Origin of the sequence: Puia sp., assembly GCF_035546395.1 — a bacterium.
In the GTDB taxonomy this organism is placed as follows: domain Bacteria; phylum Bacteroidota; class Bacteroidia; order Chitinophagales; family Chitinophagaceae; genus Puia.
Genome location: NZ_DASZXR010000019.1, coordinates 22,406 through 42,200, shown reverse-complemented (window position 1 = coordinate 42,200; position 19,795 = coordinate 22,406). Strand labels below are relative to the sequence as shown.

Below are 19,795 nucleotides of genomic sequence, written 5' to 3'. Positions count from 1 at the left end.
ATGCGACCGGAGGAAAAATACGCATTCCCCGCACTTCGCTAATGTCTGTCCTTCGGACAAGAGGCCTACGGCCTCTTAAAGGCCCTTAAATCGGGGGCAACTTTCCGGGGCCGGGTGAGCTCATACCGGTAGATGATCTCCCCCACTTGCTGGAAGAAAGGATAGCCTATCTCGTCATAGTCGTACTTGTCGTCATTGAGCACTCCGTCACTATTGGTATAGATCGTCCCTGTCAGCATGAACTCCACGTTGTGCTCAAAATCGGCGATATAGGCGATATCCGTCAGGAACCCATAGGACCAGCCGGGTTTATTGAAGATACGGATATACGAGGGTATGGGGCGGCGGCCGGCCTTGAACCAGAAGAATTTGGTGTAGCTGTCAAAATATTCGGCCGTATCGTACCGCGGGTGGGCCGATTCGTGGGGCAGCTCGCTCATATATTGATAGAGGAACCGGTAGTCGGCGGCGTTCAGGTGCAGCCGGCGGCCGGCCGGGACGGAACCGGGGAAGAGCACCGACTGAAGGATCTCGCGCGCGTCGGCGAGGGGGAAATTATTATGGCGGGTAAAATCCATCGGGGCATGGATCAGGGAGTCGTGGCGATCGTAGTAGGCATTGCCATAGAGGATGGGGCGGGGGAAGTCAAAAATGAAATGGCTGGTAGCGGCGTCCTGCCGGTAAATCGTTTGGCCGTCGCGGACGAACCGGATGGGGTTGGTGTGGCGATTTTCCTCTTCGGTCATCGGGACAAATCGGCGGGTGATGCGGATATCGGGATAGCCCAGCTGATGGAGGCGGCGGTTGATGGTTTCCTGGCCGAGGAACTCATAGAGCCGGTTGTAGGCGTCATTGTCGCTGACCAGGAATATCTTCCGGATGTATTGGGCGATGGACGGCAGGCCGTTGGCCGAACTGGTATCCGTGGACACGGAGGTCTGGCCGCTATAGGCACTGTCGGTGAGCATGGGTGTTTCTTTGTCGATTCTGAGGCTGTCGAGCTTCTCGAGGGCAAGGAAAGCAAGGGGCATCTTTACCGTAGAGGCAGGGTTGAAATACTCGTTTTCGTCGAGGTGATAGGCGAAGTTGGTAAAATGGGGACGGTTGTGCTTATCCCGGTCGATGCGCGTATAGATCAGTTGATAGTGGAAGGAGTCGGGTTTGTCGAGGATCCTTTGCAGGAGAGGCGAAGCATGGTCTCGAAGCAGGCGGACGAGGAAGCTGTCGGTACGAGGCTGGGCGGAGGCGGTGATGCTGGCCATGAAAAGCAGGCAATAAAGGACAAACCGGTGCATAGAGAACGAAGGTAAACCAAAACCGGCTTCTGGCGGTTCGCCCATGAAATGGGCAAACATTAGCGGGATTGCGGCAAAAAATCATATTTCCGGGAATTTTTTGTCGCAATCCAATATCTTGCGGCTATGAAGCTTGTAACCTATCTCAAAGAAGAGCATGAGCAGCTGGGCGTGCTGGTGAACGATCTTATCTATGATGTCGACCGCATCCATCCCGACATTCCCAATACGATGGGCATGTTCCTCAGCTATTGGGATGAGTTGTATCCGGTCATGCAGGCGGGGGTGATCTCGATAGAAGAGGGAACGCTCCGGTCGGGGCGTCCGCTGCCGGCGGACGAGGTGACGCTGCTGGCGCCGCTGCCGATACCTGCTTCTTGCCGGGACGGTTATGCCTTTCGCCAGCATGTAGCCGCGGCAAGACGCAATCGAAAGGTGCCGATGATCCCCGAGTTCGATCAGTATCCGGTCTTTTATTTCACCAATCATCATTGCATCCAGGGGCCCGGCGAAGTCCGGTGTATGCCCGATCATTTCGAGAAGCTGGATTTCGAGCTGGAAGTCGCCATCGTTATCTCGCGGTTCGGCCGGAACATCCCGGCGGAGGAGGCTGATGACTATATCGCCGGGCTGATGATCATGAACGATCTCAGCGCCCGGACGCTGCAGATGGAAGAGATGCTGTTGAATCTCGGGCCGGCGAAGGGAAAGGATTTTTCAACGGCGACCGGTCCCTGGCTGGTGACCCTGGACGAGTTGCAGGCGTTTGAAACGGCCTGTAAGGAAGGGCATACGGGGAAGGCCTGGAACCTGCGAATGCAGTGCCGGGTCAACGGCGTGCAAGTGAGCGATGGAAACCTGGCGGATATGGACTGGACCTTTGCCGAGCTGATCGAGCGGGCCTCCTATGGCGTCGATCTGTATCCGGGTGACGTCATCGGCAGCGGCACCGTCGGCACGGGCTGTTTCCTGGAGCTGAATGGTACCGGGAAATTGAATGACGCGAATTATACCGAGCAGTGGCTGCAAGAGGGAGACGTAGTGGAGCTGGAAGTGGATGGGCTGGGTATCCTAAGCAATACGATGGTGCGGGAGGACAGCGACCGCTCGTTGCTGGCGCTAAAAAAGAGACCCTCATGATCGTCGATCTCGCCAATTTAGGTCCGATGGAGCGGCAGCATTTTTTGCAAAGCTCGGTAGCTCCCCGGCCGATCTGTTTTGCCAGTACGATCGATCTGGCGGGCCGGGTCAATCTCAGCCCTTTCAGCTTCTTCAACCTGTTCTCCACGAATCCGCCGGTGCTTATCTTCTCGCCGTCGCGGCGGGTACGCGACAATACGACCAAACATAGCTGGCACAATGTGCTGGAGGTGCCGGAGGTGGTGATCAATATCGTCGACTATGCGATGGTGCAGCAGACCAGTCTTTCCAGCTGCGATTTTCCCAAGGGGGTCAATGAGTTTGTCAAGGCCGGCTTTATGGAAGTGCCGGCGACGCTGGTGCGGCCTCCGATGGTGAAGGAGAGCAAGGTGAAGATCGAATGCCGGGTGTTGGAGACGAAGACGCTGGGCGAGGGGCCGGGGGCGGGGAATCTCGTGTTCTGCGAAGCGTTGCGGATGCATATCGATGATGATATTCTCGATGCGGAAAAGAAACATATCGACCAGCGGCGGCTGGCGTTGGTAGCCCGGTTGGGCGGGGACTGGTATTGCCGGGTCGGTCCGGAGAATCTTTTTGCCGTCGAAAAGCCCAATGCCCGGCTGGGCATCGGGATGGATGCCCTCCCCGACCCCATCCGTAACAGCAATATCCTCAGCGGCAACCAGCTGGGTCAGCTGGCCAATGTGCATGAGTTGCCGGTTGTTGATGCCGCCTTTGAGGACGAGCGGCTTACTTCGATCTTCCAATATTATTCGGTTAGCCCGGTGGAAATGGAAAAGGAGCTGCATCTATACGCAGCAGCGCTGCTGGACGCGGGGAAGGTCAGAGAGGCCTGGCAAGTGTTGTTAGCTCTGGCGTGATTGGCGCCTACGGCAACAGAAGGAAATTTGCCTTCGGCGCCAATCGGCCAATGTCGGGCCTTCGGCTGGAGAACCTGTGGTTCTCCCTGTAATGGCTTATCTTCGCGGGCCAAAGCCGCCTCCGGCGGCTTCGCACATTTTTTACGTATGAACACAGGAAATTTATCGGAACAGGAGCTGATCCGCAGGGACAAGCTGGTGGAACTGACCTCGCTGGGCGTCGATGCCTATCCCGCGGCGTTGTATCCAGTCAATACGACAGCGGCCTATATTAAAGAGAATTATCGGGAAGGGGTCAATAACGGGGACTTCGCCGAGGTCGTCGTCGCGGGACGAATTATGCGACGAAATGATATGGGAAAGGCTTCTTTTGCCGCGATCCAGGACAGTACCGGAAGAATACAGATCTATGTCAAACGGGATGAGATCTGTCCGGGCGAAGACAAGACCCTTTATGATAATGTCTGGAAGCGTCTCCTTGACCTGGGGGACTTCATTGGCGTAAAGGGGTATGTTTTTACGACCAAAATGGGTGAAGTATCGATTCACGTGAAGGAGTTCAACCTGTTGGCAAAGTCCTTGAAGCCATTGCCCGTGGCCAAGGAAAAAGAGGGAGAGACCTTCGATGCGGTGACCGATCCGGAGTTCCGTTATCGTCAGCGCTATGCCGACCTGATCGTCAACCCGCAGGTAAAGGATGTTTTTGTCCGGCGGACGAAGATGATCAACGCGATCCGGGCCTTTCTGAACGAACGGGGGGCGCTCGAGGTGGACACGCCGGTGCTGCAAAGCATTCCCGGTGGGGCGGCGGCAAGACCTTTTATCACCCATCATAATGCCCTCGACGTGCCGTTCTACCTGCGGATCGCCAATGAGCTCTACCTCAAGCGACTGATCGTCGGCGGTTTCGACTGGGTCTATGAGTTCTCCCGCAATTTCCGGAATGAGGGCATGGACCGGACCCACAATCCCGAGTTCACGGTGCTCGAGTTTTATGTCGCCTATAAGGATTACCTGTGGATGATGGAGACGACCGAGCAGTTGCTCGAACATGCGGCCGTCGCCACTAACGGAAGCACCACGGTCGAAGTGGAGGGGAAAACGATCGATTTCAAGGCGCCCTACCGCCGCATTTCGATGTATGATGCGATCAAAGAATATACGGGCATCGATATCAGCGGCATGGATGAGGATGAACTGCGCAGGGTCTGTCACCGGTTGCAGGTCCACGTGGATGCCAGTATGGGCAAGGGAAAGCTGATAGACGAGATCTTCAGCTCGAAATGCGAGGAGCATTTCATCCAGCCGACCTTTATCATCGATTATCCCGTGGAGATGAGCCCGCTTACCAAGAAGCACCGGAGCAAGCCGGGGCTGGTGGAGCGATTCGAGCTGATGGTCAACGGTAAAGAGATCGCCAACGCCTATAGCGAGCTGAACGACCCCATCGATCAGCGCGAGCGATTTGAAGCGCAGTTGCAATTGATGGAGCGGGGGGATGACGAGGCCATGTTCATCGATCATGATTTTCTGCGGGCGTTGGAATATGGGATGCCCCCGACCGCGGGTATCGGTTTCGGGATCGACCGGATCGTGATGCTGATGACCGGGCAGCCGAGTATCCAGGACGTGCTGTTCTTTCCGCAAATGCGCCCCGAGAGGATCGGCGAGCAGACGCTTGAGGAGCCTAAAGCAGACGCCTAGCGGCGGTTGGAGCCGCGAAACTACCGGCAACGCTTATCCTTGTGCATAATTTATCCATTGTTACATGGCAATTTTTGGTTATATTAGAAGTAGCTAAAAACGATTGCCATATGGATAATGCAACCCTCTCCAGGATCGGGACGATCTTCTATGCCCTGGTTATTGGTTTTTTTGGTATCAACCACTTCGTATATGGTACCGGCATGCAAAAGATGGTTCCCTCCTTCCTCCCCGGTGGCGTGTTCTGGGTCTATGCCACCGGCACCTGCCTGCTATTAGCGGCAATAGCTTTTCTGATCGACAAACAGGTCCGGCTGGCGGCCCTGTTATTAGCCCTTTTCCTTCTATTGATCGTTTTGACCGTGCATCTTCCGGCGGTGCTACACGCGGAGGACAGCAACGCGAGACGGTTCCCCCTCACCAACCTGATCAAGGACACGGGACTTGCCGCCGCGGCCTTGTTGTTGGCGTCGAGGCGATAGACTGACGGGGTATATCTATGAAACAGCTCCTCCCGCGCGAGGCGGGAGGACATTTGCTTTTTTTACCCAAGGATTAAAATGAAAAAGAGTTGAGTTGTCCTATAGGTCAGAGGAACAGGTCGTTCATTAGTTTTTGGTCGGGATTGATGGCATATTTGCCGAAGTCGCTGATCCCTTCCTGTTGTAAAACGTCCTCATCTATAAAAAAATTGCCTGTCGATTCAAAAGACGGTCGCTGCAATACGTAGAACGCCGCGTCGGCAACGATCTCCGCGGTGCGGCTGCGTTGCATGAGGAAATCCCCGCCCAGCAGGTTCTTTACGGCGGCGGTGGCGATCGTCGTCTTTGGCCAGAGCGCGTTTGCGGCTATCCGGTATTGCCGCAGCTCTTCGGCGAGACCCAGGATGATCATACTCATTCCGTATTTGCTCATCGTATAGGCGAGATGGGGAGCAAACCAGCGGGGGTCGAGGTTGAGGGGCGGCGAGAGATTGAGAATATGCGGGTTATGCGCCTGTTTGAGGTGGGGGATACAGGCCTGGCTCATCAAAAATGTCCCGCGGACATTTACATTTTGCATCAGGTCATAGCGTTTGAGCTCCAGCTGTTCGGTCGTGGCCAGGTTGATGGCGCTGGCGTTGTTGACCAGGGCGTCGATGCTGCCGAAGGTTTCAACCGTCTTCGCGACGATGGTCTTGATCTGGTCTTCAAAGCGGATATCACCCTGGAGCGGCAGGACCTGGCCGTTGCCGGCGGCGGCGATCTCTTCGGCCGCGGTATAAATGGTTCCTTCCAGTTTCGGATTGGGCTCGGCGGTTTTGCCGACGATGGCAATATTGGCTCCTTCCCGGGCGAGCCGGAGGCCGATGGCCTTTCCGATGCCCCGCGTGCCGCCGGTGATGAGGACTGTTTTGTTCTCGAAATTTTTCATGAAATATTGATCTCGATCATTTTACTACCTACAAAATAGGGGAATTTATGATGCTTCCCAAAAAAACGCTTAGTCTGGGGACCGGCCACTGCCGGTCCTGCGGGTGAATCCCGTGGCGTCTCTCGTAATTCTACGATCCGGACGGTAAATTCATCAACAAGGAAATATAGCATTATTTCTCTTGCACTGATTAACACCCTATTGTATGTTTGTATCGTTAAGTATGATCGATGGGTGATTCAATCCAATGTCCGAATGAACGACCACTGAATGAATGAAAAAATCCGAACGAAAAACCAAGATCCGCTCCGAACGAAAAACCAAGATCTAACATCCTTAACAAAAACCAACAAGAATCCAAGATCCAGTAAAACCCTCGAATCCTTAATCGATCAAGACTTTAGTAAATCCAAAATCCAAGTTGATCCAAATCCTAAGAACAAGCCGAATTAAAATTTGTACCTATTGATGGCCGAGAACTGTTGGTTAAGTATCGTACAAGTAATTGAAAAGTCCTGAAGAGATTCAGGACTTTTCTTTTTGCATGGAGCGTTGGTTTGATCTGTTGGTCTGATGCCTTTCCGTTGTTCTTTTTCCTATCTAAGAAGTTTGTGTTTGTGTTTGGTTTAATGGGCGTCGACGGGCATGGCCACAGGTTTCTTTTTAAAGGGCTGCAGGAAGATCAGGGGTACGCAGCAAAGGGTGAAGACCCCGATGAGCAGGTACATGCCATCGTACGTGGTCAGCATGGTCTGCCGGGTAACGACCCCTTCGATAGCCCCGTAGGCCATCTGCTGAGCCTGCGAGAGGGAGATGCCCTGACCGAGGAAGCCTTGTACGGTCTGGTTATATCTTGCCAGAAACTCCGGGCTATAGTTATGGATATGTTCCAGCATGATATTTCGGTTCTGGCCCATCCGGATATGGATGATCGTGGTCATGATCGCGATTCCGAAGGATCCTCCCAGTTGCCGCATCATATTATTCAAACCGGTGCCCTGGCCGATCTCGGGGCCTTTCAGGTCGGCGATGGCCAACGTAGTCAGCGGCACGAAGAGGATGGCCATCCCGATACCGCGAACGATCAGGGGCCAGAAGAAGTTGCCGGTGCCCGATTCCAGCGTAGAGCCTGACAGCATCCAGCAGAAGATGAAGAAGAGTATGAAGCCGCCGGCGGACAGGATCTGGGCCGGGAAGCCTTTCTTCAGCATATTCCCCACGAAGGGCATACACAGGATGGTGGCCAGGCCGCCCGGGAACAGGATCAGGCCGGTCTGTTGGGCGGTGAAATGCAGGAGATTTTGACAAAACACCGGGAAAATAAACGTACTGCCATAGAGCGCAACCCCGAGCACAAAGGAGGTGAAGATACCGATAAAGAAACTTCGGTGCCGCAGGATCCTGAAGTTGACGACGGGGTAGTCGATGCTGGTCTCCCGCCAGACGAAACAGACGGCGGAGATAATGGTCGTCCAGATCAGCGCGGTGATCCACCAGGTCTGTGTCCAGTCCTTGTCCTCTCCTTTTTCCAGCACGACCTGGAGGGCGCCGACGCCGATCGCCAGGAAGAGGATGCCCCACCAGTCGATCCGTTTACCCTGCCCGTATTTTGGAGATTCCCGGACGAATGTTGACACACAGAAGGCTGCGACGGCGCCTACGGGGATATTGACGTAGAAGATCCACTGCCAGGACAGGTTGTCGGTGATGAAACCGCCGATCGTCGGGCCGACGGTGGGGCCGACGACGGCGCCGAGGCCGAACAGGGCAGTGGCCATGCCCACCTCGCTGGGCGGCCAGGTTTCCAGCAGGATCGCCTGTCCGGTAGAGATCAGGCCGCCGCCGGCGAGACCTTGCAGGAGACGGAAGGAAATGAGTTCCGTTAGGCTACCCGAGTTACCGCAAAGCCAGGAGGCGATGGTAAAGATGAGGATCGAGGCGAGGAAGTAGTTCTTCCGCCCGAACCGGTCCCCGAGCCATCCGGACATCGGCAGGATGATGACATTCGCAACGGCGTAGCCGGTCACGATCCAGTTCGCATCTTCGAGGGTCGCGCCCAGGTTACCCATGATATTGGGCAGCGCCACGTTCACGATCGTCGTATCGATCAGTTCCAGCAGGGCGGCGGTGATAACGGTGAAAGTGATGATCCACCTTCTAAAGCCATATTCTGCCATAAAAAGAGATTATTAAGTTATTTGGTATGCACGACGACATCGACGCTCATCCCCGGCCGCATGCGGCGTAAGGTAGCGGTGTCCGAATCGATGTGGATACGGACCGGGATACGCTGAACCACCTTCACGAAGTTACCCGTGGCGTTATCCGGGGGAAGGAGCGAGAATTTTGCGCCTGTCGCGCCGGAGAAGGATTCGATGGTGCCGGGGATCACCTGTTTGTCGAAGGCGTCCACGCGGATATCGACCTTTTGGTTCAGTGCTATATCGCGCATCTGGGTCTCCTTGAAGTTGGCCGTGATATACACGTCCTCATGAACGATGGAGAACAGCGGTGTACCGGCCTGGACCAGTTGTCCGATCTGGATATTCCGTTTGGAGACGGTACCGCTGGCGGGGGCCGTGATGACGGTATAGCTCAGCTGTAATTTGGCATATTCCACATCGGCCTTGCGGGTATCTATCTGCGAGGTACTGGCGACCGTCTGTACGCGGCTGACGTTCACCCGGGTATTGATCACCGGGACCTGGCTCTTGGCGGCGTCGAGCGCGGCCTGGGCGGCATCGCGGTCGGCGGTCACCTCGTCGAGCTGGGCCTTGGTGATGGCGTGGTCGTCGTAGAGGTTCTTGTAGCGTTCGAAGTCCTGCCGGGCCTTCCACAAACGAACCTGGGCTGCTTCGATATTCGCCTTCTGTACGGCAAAGTTCGACTGCGCCTCGTTGATGGCGGCGCCGGTAGCGGCGGCCGTTTTCTGCGCGGCGGACTGGGCGGCAAGCGCCTGTTCCAACTTGATCTTATAGTCCCGGTCGTCGAGGATAACGAGGGTGTCCCCTGCATGTACATATTGGTTATCCTTGAATCGGATTTCCTGCACATACCCGGATACCCTTGCGATCACGGGGCTGATATCCCCATCCACCTGCGCGTCATCGGTTTCCTCGTGCGACTGTAAGAATACATATTCTTTTATTGAGAAGAACAGCGCTCCGACCAGGACGAGACCCAGGATAATCGGGAATACGAGTTTTTTACGCGGCTTTTTTGTGTTATTCTGTTCCATATGCTTTGATAATGATCTTGTTTGAATTGTTTTGGTTGCGTTCGATTTTCGCCTTCGGACCTGTTGTCAAATTTGGGTCCTCCGGCTCAAATATCTTATCTCTGGCCTTCGGCCGATGGGCACGTGGCCCATCAAATGTGCACCTTACCGGTGGCTTTCAGGATATCATAATAGGAGATCGTCGCATCGGACTTGGCCAGCTCGAGATTGATGCGGGCCTGGTATAATTGGGTCTGCGCATCGATCCGGTCGGTGGTATTCACCAGGTTGTTCCGGTATTTGGATTCGGTGATCCGTTCGTTCTCCTGTGCCTGCTGCACCGCCACTTCCAGTACCTTGATCTTTTCCAATGAGCTTTGATATAAAATGAATTGTTTATGAACGTCCTGCTTGATATCGTCGAGGGTCCGGTCCCGGACATCGTTGAGTTCCCGGCGTTGCACGGCCGCTTCCCGTTCTTTGTTCTTGTTCTTATAAAGGGTACCGATGTCCCAGGAGGCGCCGATGCCCAGGGTGATCGGGGCGATCAGGTTGTTATGGGTCGGGATCACCTGGCCGGTCGGGTTGATATAGTACATCCCGCCCGTTGCAGCCACGGTCGGCAGGCGTTTGTCGCGTATCTGCCTGACATTGACATCGGCCAGCTTTGTCTGATAGCCCAGGTCGAGCAGCTCGCGGCGGTTGGTCTCGGCAGTCTGTAACAGATCGGTATACACCAGCTGCTCGTTGGTGCGATAGACCACCGGAGGAAGCATGATCGTCGTGGTATCGGGCAGACCCAGGACGATATCCAGGTTATAGTTGGCGATCTTCCGGTTGTTCTCCAGTTCGATCTCCGTCAACTGTTGCTGGGACTTCTGAAGCTGATACCGGAGAACATCGTTCTGCGTGGCGAGACCCTGGCTTTCGTATTTGGTGATCTCTTCCAGCTTGCTTTGTACGTCCTGCATGTTCTGCGCGACGATGAGCATATTCTGGAGGATCTTATTATAGTTAAGATAGGAACTGATGACGAGATAGGTGATATCGTCCTTATCCTTGTCGGCATCGAGCCGGCTCAGCTGTACCATCAAATCGGCCGACTGTTTGGCGTATTTGAATTGATTGCCGTTGAAGATCGGCTCCGATACCGACAGGGTGCCGAGATATGCCGGGAAGTCGAAGGGGATCTTGATGGGATCCTTTGTTACGCCGGGGATCTGGATCACGCGGGAAAGCATCAGGGCGTGGAGATATTGAAAGCTGACCTTTGCGTCGGGATACCTGAGATCCCTGGCCTGGTCCAGCCTCGTCAGCGCCTCATCGATCTTGTCCTGTGAAACTTTCAATTGCTTGCTGTTCTGTAAACCCAGCTGCACGGCTTCCTCCATCGTGAGGGTCCGCTGTGCGTGGGACGAAAGGATTGTAAAAAGTAAGAAGCATAGAACTCCTGCTAACTTTTTTTCCATGTTGTGCTTGTATTTTACTTTCGGTTCAATTATTTCGTGGTCTCATTGCGGATGTCCAGGTGCGCCCTCAGCAATTGCTTGAGATGCACCTTCAACCGGGGACCAAGCTTCGCGCGATAGGCGTCGTCATCCGAATCTTCTCTTATGGCAAGAATATTACATCCGTACGATCTGGATTGGGTATAGGAGGAGATCGTTCCCATGATGGTTCCGACCGTCAATGGAATGTCGACCTGGCGGAATAGTTTCTTTTGCTGACCATCGGTGATGATCTTCGTGATCTGTTCGAGGTTGCGCATTTTTATCGCGATGATCCTGCTCTTGATGTCTTCACTCCGGACGGCGGTAGCCTCCTGGTACATGATATTGTGGAACCGGAGGTTGTTGAGGATACGGTCGACATAAAAGTCCACCAGCCGGTCGATCTTATCCCAGGGGCTAAGGGACTGGTCCTTGTTCAATTCTTCCAGGATGCCATAGGCATATTCGGCACGGTAGACGATCAGGGCTTCGAGCAGCTTCTCCTTGGAGCCAAAATAATAAGAGATCATCGCCAGGTTCACCCCGGCCTTTTGTGCGATATCCCGGACCGAGGTCCCGTCAAATCCCTTTTCTCCAAAAAGCTCCTCCGCTACAACGAGGATATGTTCTCTTTTATCTGACATGTAAAAAGTGCTATTGCCTCACAAAGTTAAACAAACGTTTGAATTAAACAAACGTTTAATTGATTTATTCGCAAAAAAAATCCCCGCACCGGCGGGGACTCTCCGTTAAATCGTTGATTATCACTTTGGCATTCCGGACGTAAGCACGGTGCCGGTCAGTTTTTTGATAGTATACCAACGGAAATTCTGATCAGCTTCCATCCCGGTTCCGTACAGAATCTTATCTGGCGTATAAATGCGCACCGGTTTGTCCGTGGTAAATCGCTCCGTATGCTGGTCCCACCAGAGCTCCTGGCAGCGTAGGGTATCTCCCTTTGCGAGGTTCTTCACAACGACCGAATCCCGTAGGTAGACCTTGTCAAAGCTCGAGAAGTATTTTCCATAGCGGGCATCCAGCTGGCTCTCCGTTTTCAGGCTGTCGTTGTAAAAATCCACGTGCAGGGTGCGGGGGAACTCCGTGTAAGGGCTATCGGCCCGGTCGTAGCGTTTCATATAGGGGGCCGTCAATTTACCTTTTACCTGTGCGCCCAGTTTCCCTGTGGAATCCTTTGTGGGCTCGCTGAGCAGGCTTTCGAGCGAGTCGGCTTCTTCGGGCACCAATTTGCGCGGACCGGCCTGCGGTTTTGCGACTTTCTTATCGTTGCAGGCGATGCCGGTGAGACAGATAAGCCCCAGGATAAAAAGCACTTTATTGATTGTACTCACTGATAGCATATAGGCCTTTATAGATCAGGTATGGGTCCGCAAATATCTTCTTTTTCAGGTGACGGGTAAAGAAAACGCCGTCCCCGCCGCTCAGTAACACGTTAAAGTTGTCATATTTCTCCTCGTATGCCTCGATCATCCCGTCGACTTCCTTGGCCATTCCGAGGATCACGCCGCTGAGGATATTTGTGCGGGTGTCGTAGCCGGCGAGTGGGAAGTTCCAGTCGGCCTTGACCAGCGGCAGTTTGGCGGTAAAAGCGTTCAGGGATTTGAATCGCATTTCCATGCCCGGGGAGATGCCGCCGCCAATGAATTCGCAGTATTTGTTGACGTAGTTATAAGTTATCGCCGAGCCGAGCCCGATAACGAGGTTATTCTTACCCGGGAAGAGGGTCACAGCCGCTACGACGAGGGCCAGCCGGTCGGCTCCGATGGTCTCGGGTTTACCCACAGGTGTCGTGACCGGGAGTTTCGACTGGTGGCCCAACCGGTGAAACTTCGTGTGTTGCCGGAGCAGCGTTTCCATCCCGGGATTGTGATTGATCACCGAGGACAGGATCGTCCGGCCGGGATGATGTCGATCGAGGAGTGTTCTTATCGTTTCTTCGCTGTCATCCGCCATCACCTCTTCCTTCAGGAAGCTCCCATCGGTAAAGACAGCGCATTTCATCCGGGTATTACCAAAATCGAAGCAGAGGGTCGTAGCCATGGCTAATCTTCAAATTTGAACGAAGATAGGTTTTTGAAATGTCCGTTCAATTTTACCCTTTCTTTCAGTGTTTCCATTTCGGCGATCACCGGCAGCACTTTCCCAAGGTGGCGCTTGATGTATTCCTGCCGCTGTTCTTCGCGGAGCAGACCCAGCAGCTCATATTCCTGTTCGAGGGAGAGGCCGACATGGTGGGCGATATCGTAGCTGGCCAGTTCATCATCCGGCTTTTTAAAATCCTTTTCGATATTCAGCAGGCGATGCAGCTCGCGGATGGCGTTGACCACGCGCTGCATGAGATCCCGCTTGCCGGGGCCTTCGATATTATCCGGATAGTTGACGATGGCGCCGCTGAAGAGTTTGTCCGGGACGGATTTTATCAGTTCGAGCACGCGGAATACCCGCATACCCTGGGTGCGAATATCCATTTCGCCGTTCTCGTGAACTTTTACGAGCTCGGTTATTTTAACCAGGGTACCCATTTCGTTCAGCTTGTTGTCGATCACCGTCGGAATGCCGAAGGGTTTTGCTTCGGCATAGCATTCGTTGATGAGTTGTTTATAGCGCGGCTCGAAAATATGCAGGTTGACTGTCTCCCCCGGATACACAACGATCCCTAAAGGAAACACGGGAATGAAATTCGTCATACCTACAAAAATAAATTATTTTGAAGTTAGGGAGAGCAGGTAATCTTTCAACATTCCGGCGCGTATCTCCCTGATGCAGTGACAGTTCCCGGTCTTTCTGCAATCCTCGCATTCCCCTTCTTTTACGAAGACCTTTGCTTTTGCCCCGATCGGCGCCCAGCGGCCGGGGTGCATGGGCCGGATGGGCGGATAGATGCCCATGGCGTTGATGCCGACGGCTGCGGCCAGGTGCAGGGGACCGGTGCTTGCAGCCACGAGACCATCGGCGCGGGAGAGAAAGCTGACCAGTTGACTTAGGGTGAGGCGGCCGGTGAGGTCGGTCAAAGAGGGAAATTCATCGAACAGGGATCGAACGAGCTCGCCTTCGGCGGCGGTCCCACTGATAAAGATCTTGAAATGATCCTGCGGCAGGAGGCGGATCAGCTCGCGGAAATTATCCAGCCCCCATTCGCGGGCGCTGCCCCGGGATTTTGGGTGAAGGACGAGATTGAAGCGGTGTGGCTCTATTTGCGCGGCGACCTCCGCGGGCAAGGGAGCCACGCGCGTGAGACCATAGTATTGGCCGATCTCTTCCAGCGAGTATTGCGCCGCTGCGCCGAGCGGCCGTAGCAGCTGCAGATTGAGCTGCGCTTCGTGCAAGGGGGAATGACGGCGGGACAACTTCACCAGCCGGTTGCAGGTCCACCAGTGATAGATCCGGTTAGTGGTGCCGATGCGTTCCTTTATATTCGCCTTTTTTGCGAGCCGCGCGATGTCTTTGTCGGGAAAGACGTGGATAATGGTGTCGGCGTTGAAGGCCGACAGGTCTTTACATTCGTCCCAATTGATGAAACCATCGATGTGCTCCGAGGCCATTACCACTTCTTCCGTATAGGCCCGGCCCAGAAAAAGGATCCGCGTATCGGCGCAGAGCTGTTTCAGGACGCCTGCCATCGGTAAAGTCAGGACTACGTCCCCGATAGCATCGGTGCGGCTGATGATAAAGGTTTTCATTTACCGGCTTTATTTCCTCCGAATAACCGCTTGCGGAATCGCCGGAAACGGACATAGAAGTCCATCCAGGCCAACTGCCGTTTTTCGGCGCCCGTGATGGGGAAGGCCCCCTTTTTATAGTAGACGATGTCGGTCTTGTCCATGTACCATTTCTCATAGCCTTCGCGTGCCATCCAGGCGGCGATGTCGCTGTAGTAGGGATTCAGGTAGGATTTGCCGTGCATCTCGACCGAGATGACAAGCGGCCGGCTTTTCAGGTAGTGGATGACATACCATTCACTGCCTTCGGTGTCGACGCTGAGCAGGTCGATGGTGGCGTCATCCAGTTGGTCAAACCGTCGGCACTCCACGGTGAACGTGTCTTCGGGTTTTATTTGGTAATGGTCATTCACCTGTGCGGGGCTATATGGGAGAGTGGAGACGAAAGTGGAGGCGTTGCGTTGCACCAGCTCGAGGGTTCCATCATGATCGAAGGCGGCATAGGGCAGCAGTTGGACGTTGGGATAGTCTTTAAAATAGCTTCGGATGGCGGCGATGCTTTTGGGATCGGGTTCGACCAGGGTGGTTCGCAGACGATCTTTGATGATAAAGTCGAGGATATTGGACATCTCCGGAAGCCAGACCCCCACTTCGCATACGTGCTTTACTGCAAGGTTTTTCGATCGGACCTTTTCGTAGAGTTTTTTTTCTGTGCCGGCTCTCATAGCGGCGAAAGTACTTGTTTTTTATTTGATCTTGACCAGCATCTTGAGGCAGAACAGCCATTTCCGGGGGGTGGAGTAGTTCTTTACCACGAGAAGCCGCCGATAGTTGGCGAAGAAGAGGAGCATGCGCCGGATATCGTTCAACGGTGAGAAATCGCGATAGCTGCGGACCAGGGCCCGGAGCAACCTCTTCTGCGGCACGAGGGATTCGGGACAGGCGTCGCAGTAGGCTTGCATGCGGACGCGGATGCGTTGGAGCTCGCGCTTCTTCAGGACGGCTTTGTCTTCGGTCGCGGGTTTTTTCTTTTTGCGGCCGACGACGCCAAAGACATTGGCGGCATGCTGGCGATAGTTCACGAGGACTTCCGGCAGATACAGAACTCCGCCATAGAGCGTGGCATGGTAGGCCAGCCAGCCGTCGTGGGGCACTTCTTTGAGGAAGGGACGCGAGCGTGTGAAAAGGTCGCGCGTGATGAGCGTGGCGTGCCCATACATCCTGGAGAAGACGCAAAGCTGGCGGGGATCGTCGAAGGACTGGTAATGGACCAGGTCGGAGATGCGGGTACCGAGCGGCCGGAGGTTTTCGTCGCAGAGGATGGAGTCGCAGTAGACCATGGGGTAGTCGCCGATGGCTTCCACCATTTTTTTGATCTTATCCGGCAACCAGTAGTCGTCCTGGTCGCAGAGGGAGATCCAACGGCCAGTAGCCAGCGAACAGCCTTTTTCGAAGTTGCGGATGAAGCCCAGGTTCTGCTCGTTGACGACAACTTTTATGCGGGTATCGCGGGCGGAGTATTCTTTTAGAATGGCGACGGTTGAATCCGAGCTACCGTCGTCGATGGCGATGATCTCGAGGAAGGGATAAGTTTGAGCGAGGACGGAGTCCAGCTGCTCCCGCAGGTAAGCTTCCCCATTATAGGTGCCCAGCACAACGGAGACGGTCGGGGCGTTACTCATGGTGTTCTTCGCTCTTCCACCAACGATAGCCGATGATCCCAAAGATAGCGAGGGGAGTGACTGCCAGGTAGATGATGCCTTTGTTGAGCGCTTTGGCCGGCCGTTCTCCCAGCTGCTGAGCCGTACGGGTGCAGATGGAACATTGTGCCCGTGCCGGCAGCGCGGAGGCTGCCAGGAGCAGGGAAACGATGACTATAAACATCAGTTTCATATACCAAAGATACGACTTATCAGCCAACCTGTTCCGACTTCATCGACTTGGAGACGCGCTTGCGCTCTTCTTCGTCGAGAATGGATTTGCGCAGGCGGATCTTCTTGGGCGTCACCTCGATACATTCGTCCTGCTGGATGTATTCCATGCATTCTTCGAGGGTCATCTGCTTCTTGGGGACGATCCGGACCGAGTCATCGCTGCCGCTGGCGCGCATGTTGGTCAGCTTCTTTCCTTCCGTCGCATTGACCACGAGGTCACCGGGTTTGATATGCTCGGCGATGATCTGGCCGGCATATACATCTTCCCCCGGGTCGACGAAGAAGGTACCGCGTTCCTGCAATTTATCAATGGAATACGCCGTTGTCTTCTCCTGGTTCTTGCTGAGAAGCACCCCGTTGTTACGACCGGGGATGGGGCCTTTCCAGGGTTTGTATTCCAGGAAGCGATGCGCCATAACGGCTTCGCCGGCGGTATTGGTGAGCATATTGCTACGCAGGCCGATCAGCCCGCGGGAGGGTATCTCGAATTCCAGATGCTGCATTTCGCCCTTGCTTTCCATGACCAGCATTTCGCCTTTGCGTTGGGTGACCATATCGATCACCTTTCCGCTGAACTCGGCGGGAACGTCGACGACAAGGATCTCATAGGGTTCGTGCTTCTTCCCATCGATCTCTTTTACGAGCACCTGGGGCTGACCCACGGTAAGCTCGAAGCCTTCGCGGCGCATGGTCTCGATAAGGATACCGAGGTGAAGGATGCCGCGGCCATAGACGAGGAAGCTATCGGCGCTGTCCGTGTCCGCTACCTTCAGAGCAAGATTCTTTTCGGTCTCTTTCAACAGGCGGTCACGGAGGTGACGGGAGGTGACGAATTTACCGTCCTTGCCAAAGAAGGGGGAGTTATTGATGCCGAAGAGCATGCTCATGGTCGGCTCGTCCACGCTGATGATCGGGAGGGCTTCCGGATTTTCCGCATCGGCGATGGTATCCCCGATGTTGAAGTCTTCCAGGCCAACGACGGCGCAGATATCGCCTGCTTCGACCTCGGTGGCCCTCTTCTTGCCCATCCCCATGAAGGTGTACAGCTCTTTTACTTTGGAGCGCTTGATCGATCCGTCGGCCTGCATCAGTGCGATGGGCTGGCCTTCTTTTATCGATCCGCGGGCGACCTTACCCACGGCGATGCGGCCGAGGAAGGACGAGTAGTCGAGGGAGGTGATCTGCATTTGAAGCGGACCTTCGGCGACCTTTGGCGCCGGGACATATTGCAGGATGCCGTCCAGCAGGGGCGTGATATCGGCACACTGTTCATTCTTGCTGTTGAACCAGCCGTTCTTTCCGCTGCCGTAGAAGGTGGGGAAGTCGAGCTGGTCTTCGGTGGCGTCGAGGTTGAAGAAAAGCTCGAATACGGCGTCATGCACTTCGTCCGGACGGCAGTTCGGCTTATCTACCTTATTGATGACCACGATGGGTTTCAGGTTCAGCTGGAGGGCTTTTTGCAAAACGAAACGGGTCTGCGGCATCGGGCCTTCAAAGGCATCGACGAGCAGGAGGACCCCATCGGCCATCTTGAGGACGCGCTCTACCTCACCGCCGAAGTCGGAGTGACCCGGAGTGTCTATAACGTTGATCTTAACACCTTTATATTCCACCGCAGCGTTCTTGCTAAAGATGGTGATGCCTCTTTCTTTTTCGAGGTCATTATTGTCCATGATCAACTCGCCAGTTTCCTGGTTCTCACGGAATACATGGGTAGCATGTAATATCTTGTCTACCAGTGTAGTCTTACCGTGGTCGACGTGGGCGATGATCGCTATGTTTCTGATTTGCATATATTTACTCCTTTATCTCGGGCCGGTCCCGGTCTTTTCCCGATGCTTTTGGCATCGCATTTTTAACCGCTAATATCAGGCCTTCGGCCAATCGGCCCGTGGCCGATTTTGGGCCTGCAAAATTACGCGTTTTCGGCGTCATTTCCTAACCGGATCGGATCGATCGGGGAGAAATAACACAAAAACCATAAATTCAATACAAATATAATCCCATGCGCAAGCGCAAAAAACTTTGGCTCCTGATCCCGGTCCTTCTGATCGTTATCTATTTCGTAGGTCCGCACCCTTCGAAGCCCGTTTATTCTTCCGCCCAGCCGGCCGTGCCGGCGGAACCGGCAGCCCTGGAGAGCTATATCCGGTCGCAGGAAGCCGGGCACCGGCTCAAACCCGACAACGAGGCCCGCATTGTCTGGGCCGACAGCACGCGTAAAAAGACGCCCTACTCCATTGTGTATCTTCACGGCTTCTCGGCGTCGCAGGGAGAGGGCGACCCGGTCCATCGGTACATCGCCGCGAAGTATGGCTGCAACCTGTATCTGCCGCGGCTGGCCGAGCATGGCATCGACACCGTCGATGCCATGGTGAATCTGACTCCTGATCGCTACTGGGCCTCGGCGCAGGAGGCGCTGGCGGTGGGCCGCCAGATAGGTGACAAAGTGATCCTGATGGGCACTTCCACAGGCGGGACGCTGGCGCTGCAGCTGGCCTATACCTATCCCGACCAGGTGGCTGCGCTTGTGCTTTGTTCGCCCAATATCGCCATCAACGATCCGAACGCCTGGCTGCTGGACGACCCCTGGGGATTGCAGATCGCCCATCTTGTCACAGGTTCGGACTACATCATTGCCAAGGATGATTATGGTCCGCAGTGGCGGCAATACTGGTATCCGAAATACCGGACCGAGGCGGCTGTTGCGCTCGAACAGCTGGTGGAGACGACGATGAAAAAAGAGAATTTTGCAAAAGTCACCCAACCGGTGAGTTTGTTCTATTATTACAAGGATGAGACTCACCAGGACAGTACGGTAAAGGTCTCGGCCGAACTGAACATGTTCGATCAGCTGGGGACGCCGGCGGCGCTGAAATACAAGGAGGCGATGCCCGAAGCGGGCACTCATGTGCTGACCAGCAGCATCCGGAGCCATGATATACCCGGCGTGGAAAAGGGGATCAGCCATTTTCTTTCGGATATCGTGCATCTGCCGGAGGTTTCCAGTAATAAATGATCGATCTTTGCGCCGCATCGGCGGA

19 protein-coding genes are annotated in these 19,795 nt (G+C 54.6%); 5 read left to right on the top strand and 14 right to left on the bottom strand.

Annotated features, from left to right (window positions below; genetic code table 11):
- Positions 1 to 65: 65 nt before the first annotated feature.
- Positions 66 to 1,295 carry a serine hydrolase gene (locus VHE34_RS26395; protein WP_325593607.1) on the bottom strand — a complete coding sequence of 410 codons (1,230 nt, stop codon included), beginning with the start codon at positions 1,293 to 1,295 and terminating at the stop codon, positions 66 to 68.
- 126 nt (positions 1,296 to 1,421) lie between these two features.
- Between VHE34_RS26395 and VHE34_RS26390 the strand changes: the two genes are divergently transcribed.
- The 4 genes from VHE34_RS26390 (at position 1,422) to VHE34_RS26375 (ending at position 5,502) form a co-directional block, all read left to right on the top strand.
- Positions 1,422 to 2,435 (top strand): fumarylacetoacetate hydrolase family protein, encoded by a 1,014-nt coding sequence (locus VHE34_RS26390; RefSeq protein ID WP_325593605.1) that lies wholly within the window; start codon positions 1,422 to 1,424, stop codon positions 2,433 to 2,435.
- Complete coding sequence (locus tag VHE34_RS26385; RefSeq protein ID WP_325593603.1) at positions 2,432 to 3,316, top strand: flavin reductase family protein; 885 nt, start codon at positions 2,432 to 2,434, stop codon at positions 3,314 to 3,316. The genes VHE34_RS26390 and VHE34_RS26385 overlap by 4 nt, the downstream gene beginning before the upstream one ends.
- Before the next feature lie 147 nt (positions 3,317 to 3,463).
- Positions 3,464 to 5,020, top strand: coding sequence for a lysine--tRNA ligase (lysS, locus tag VHE34_RS26380; protein WP_325593601.1), 1,557 nt, complete (start codon positions 3,464 to 3,466; stop codon positions 5,018 to 5,020).
- A 110-nt stretch (positions 5,021 to 5,130) separates the two neighbouring features.
- Positions 5,131 to 5,502: a DoxX family membrane protein gene (locus VHE34_RS26375; protein ID WP_325593599.1), complete on the top strand. Its 372-nt coding sequence runs from the start codon at positions 5,131 to 5,133 to the stop codon at positions 5,500 to 5,502.
- A gap of 106 nt (positions 5,503 to 5,608) precedes the next feature.
- Here the strand turns inward: VHE34_RS26375 and VHE34_RS26370 are convergent, their stop codons facing one another.
- The 13 genes from VHE34_RS26370 to typA form a co-directional block, all read right to left on the bottom strand.
- A complete protein-coding gene (locus VHE34_RS26370) occupies positions 5,609 to 6,433 on the bottom strand; it encodes an NAD(P)-dependent oxidoreductase (protein WP_325593597.1) in 825 nt (274 codons plus the stop codon).
- Positions 6,434 to 7,059: 626 nt separating this feature from the next.
- Entirely contained in the window at positions 7,060 to 8,610 is a 1,551-nt protein-coding gene (locus tag VHE34_RS26365; RefSeq protein WP_325593595.1) for a DHA2 family efflux MFS transporter permease subunit, read from the bottom strand.
- Between the two features lie 17 nt (positions 8,611 to 8,627).
- Positions 8,628 to 9,671: an HlyD family secretion protein gene (locus tag VHE34_RS26360; protein WP_325593593.1), complete on the bottom strand. Its 1,044-nt coding sequence runs from the start codon at positions 9,669 to 9,671 to the stop codon at positions 8,628 to 8,630.
- Positions 9,672 to 9,802: 131 nt separating this feature from the next.
- Positions 9,803 to 11,119 (bottom strand): TolC family protein, encoded by a 1,317-nt coding sequence (locus VHE34_RS26355; protein ID WP_325593591.1) that lies wholly within the window; start codon positions 11,117 to 11,119, stop codon positions 9,803 to 9,805.
- A gap of 29 nt (positions 11,120 to 11,148) precedes the next feature.
- Positions 11,149 to 11,784 (bottom strand): TetR/AcrR family transcriptional regulator, encoded by a 636-nt coding sequence (locus VHE34_RS26350; RefSeq protein ID WP_325593589.1) that lies wholly within the window; start codon positions 11,782 to 11,784, stop codon positions 11,149 to 11,151.
- Positions 11,785 to 11,904: 120 nt separating this feature from the next.
- Positions 11,905 to 12,489, bottom strand: coding sequence for an LPS export ABC transporter periplasmic protein LptC (lptC, locus tag VHE34_RS26345; protein ID WP_325593587.1), 585 nt, complete (start codon positions 12,487 to 12,489; stop codon positions 11,905 to 11,907).
- Positions 12,473 to 13,198 (bottom strand): type III pantothenate kinase, encoded by a 726-nt coding sequence (locus VHE34_RS26340; RefSeq protein WP_325593585.1) that lies wholly within the window; start codon positions 13,196 to 13,198, stop codon positions 12,473 to 12,475. Before VHE34_RS26340 ends, lptC begins: the two co-directional genes overlap by 17 nt.
- Positions 13,199 to 13,200: 2 nt before the next feature.
- Complete coding sequence (locus tag VHE34_RS26335; RefSeq protein WP_325593582.1) at positions 13,201 to 13,845, bottom strand: LON peptidase substrate-binding domain-containing protein; 645 nt, start codon at positions 13,843 to 13,845, stop codon at positions 13,201 to 13,203.
- Positions 13,846 to 13,860: 15 nt separating this feature from the next.
- Positions 13,861 to 14,838: a glycosyltransferase family 9 protein gene (locus VHE34_RS26330; RefSeq protein ID WP_325593580.1), complete on the bottom strand. Its 978-nt coding sequence runs from the start codon at positions 14,836 to 14,838 to the stop codon at positions 13,861 to 13,863.
- Entirely contained in the window at positions 14,835 to 15,542 is a 708-nt protein-coding gene (locus VHE34_RS26325) for an FkbM family methyltransferase (RefSeq protein WP_325593578.1), read from the bottom strand. Before VHE34_RS26325 ends, VHE34_RS26330 begins: the two co-directional genes overlap by 4 nt.
- Before the next feature lie 21 nt (positions 15,543 to 15,563).
- Positions 15,564 to 16,499, bottom strand: coding sequence for a glycosyltransferase family 2 protein (locus tag VHE34_RS26320; RefSeq protein ID WP_325593576.1), 936 nt, complete (start codon positions 16,497 to 16,499; stop codon positions 15,564 to 15,566).
- Positions 16,492 to 16,710 carry a hypothetical protein gene (locus tag VHE34_RS26315; protein ID WP_325593574.1) on the bottom strand — a complete coding sequence of 73 codons (219 nt, stop codon included), beginning with the start codon at positions 16,708 to 16,710 and terminating at the stop codon, positions 16,492 to 16,494. Before VHE34_RS26315 ends, VHE34_RS26320 begins: the two co-directional genes overlap by 8 nt.
- 19 nt (positions 16,711 to 16,729) lie before the next feature.
- Positions 16,730 to 18,544, bottom strand: coding sequence for a translational GTPase TypA (gene typA, locus VHE34_RS26310; RefSeq protein ID WP_325593572.1), 1,815 nt, complete (start codon positions 18,542 to 18,544; stop codon positions 16,730 to 16,732).
- A 212-nt stretch (positions 18,545 to 18,756) separates the two neighbouring features.
- On the opposite strand from typA, the gene VHE34_RS26305 reads away from it, so the two are divergent.
- Complete coding sequence (locus tag VHE34_RS26305; RefSeq protein WP_325593570.1) at positions 18,757 to 19,770, top strand: alpha/beta hydrolase; 1,014 nt, start codon at positions 18,757 to 18,759, stop codon at positions 19,768 to 19,770.
- Positions 19,771 to 19,795 lie beyond the last annotated feature (25 nt).

Excerpts from the sequence above, each read along its gene's own strand:
- VHE34_RS26365 (WP_325593595.1), bottom strand. The coding sequence starts at position 8,610 with ATGGCAGAATATGGCTTTAGAAGGTGGATCATCACTTTCACCGTTATC.
- VHE34_RS26385 (WP_325593603.1), top strand. The coding sequence starts at position 2,432 with ATGATCGTCGATCTCGCCAATTTAGGTCCGATGGAGCGGCAGCATTTT.
- VHE34_RS26390 (WP_325593605.1), top strand. The coding sequence starts at position 1,422 with ATGAAGCTTGTAACCTATCTCAAAGAAGAGCATGAGCAGCTGGGCGTG.
- VHE34_RS26360 (WP_325593593.1), bottom strand. The coding sequence starts at position 9,671 with ATGGAACAGAATAACACAAAAAAGCCGCGTAAAAAACTCGTATTCCCG.
- VHE34_RS26330 (WP_325593580.1), bottom strand. The coding sequence starts at position 14,838 with ATGAAAACCTTTATCATCAGCCGCACCGATGCTATCGGGGACGTAGTC.
- VHE34_RS26320 (WP_325593576.1), bottom strand. The coding sequence starts at position 16,499 with ATGAGTAACGCCCCGACCGTCTCCGTTGTGCTGGGCACCTATAATGGG.
- VHE34_RS26395 (WP_325593607.1), bottom strand. The coding sequence starts at position 1,295 with ATGCACCGGTTTGTCCTTTATTGCCTGCTTTTCATGGCCAGCATCACC.
- typA (WP_325593572.1), bottom strand. The coding sequence starts at position 18,544 with ATGCAAATCAGAAACATAGCGATCATCGCCCACGTCGACCACGGTAAG.
- VHE34_RS26340 (WP_325593585.1), bottom strand. The coding sequence starts at position 13,198 with ATGGCTACGACCCTCTGCTTCGATTTTGGTAATACCCGGATGAAATGC.
- lysS (WP_325593601.1), top strand. The coding sequence starts at position 3,464 with ATGAACACAGGAAATTTATCGGAACAGGAGCTGATCCGCAGGGACAAG.
- VHE34_RS26305 (WP_325593570.1), top strand. The coding sequence starts at position 18,757 with ATGCGCAAGCGCAAAAAACTTTGGCTCCTGATCCCGGTCCTTCTGATC.
- VHE34_RS26355 (WP_325593591.1), bottom strand. The coding sequence starts at position 11,119 with ATGGAAAAAAAGTTAGCAGGAGTTCTATGCTTCTTACTTTTTACAATC.
- VHE34_RS26375 (WP_325593599.1), top strand. The coding sequence starts at position 5,131 with ATGGATAATGCAACCCTCTCCAGGATCGGGACGATCTTCTATGCCCTG.
- VHE34_RS26315 (WP_325593574.1), bottom strand. The coding sequence starts at position 16,710 with ATGAAACTGATGTTTATAGTCATCGTTTCCCTGCTCCTGGCAGCCTCC.
- VHE34_RS26350 (WP_325593589.1), bottom strand. The coding sequence starts at position 11,784 with ATGTCAGATAAAAGAGAACATATCCTCGTTGTAGCGGAGGAGCTTTTT.
- VHE34_RS26335 (WP_325593582.1), bottom strand. The coding sequence starts at position 13,845 with ATGACGAATTTCATTCCCGTGTTTCCTTTAGGGATCGTTGTGTATCCG.
- VHE34_RS26370 (WP_325593597.1), bottom strand. The coding sequence starts at position 6,433 with ATGAAAAATTTCGAGAACAAAACAGTCCTCATCACCGGCGGCACGCGG.
- VHE34_RS26325 (WP_325593578.1), bottom strand. The coding sequence starts at position 15,542 with ATGAGAGCCGGCACAGAAAAAAAACTCTACGAAAAGGTCCGATCGAAA.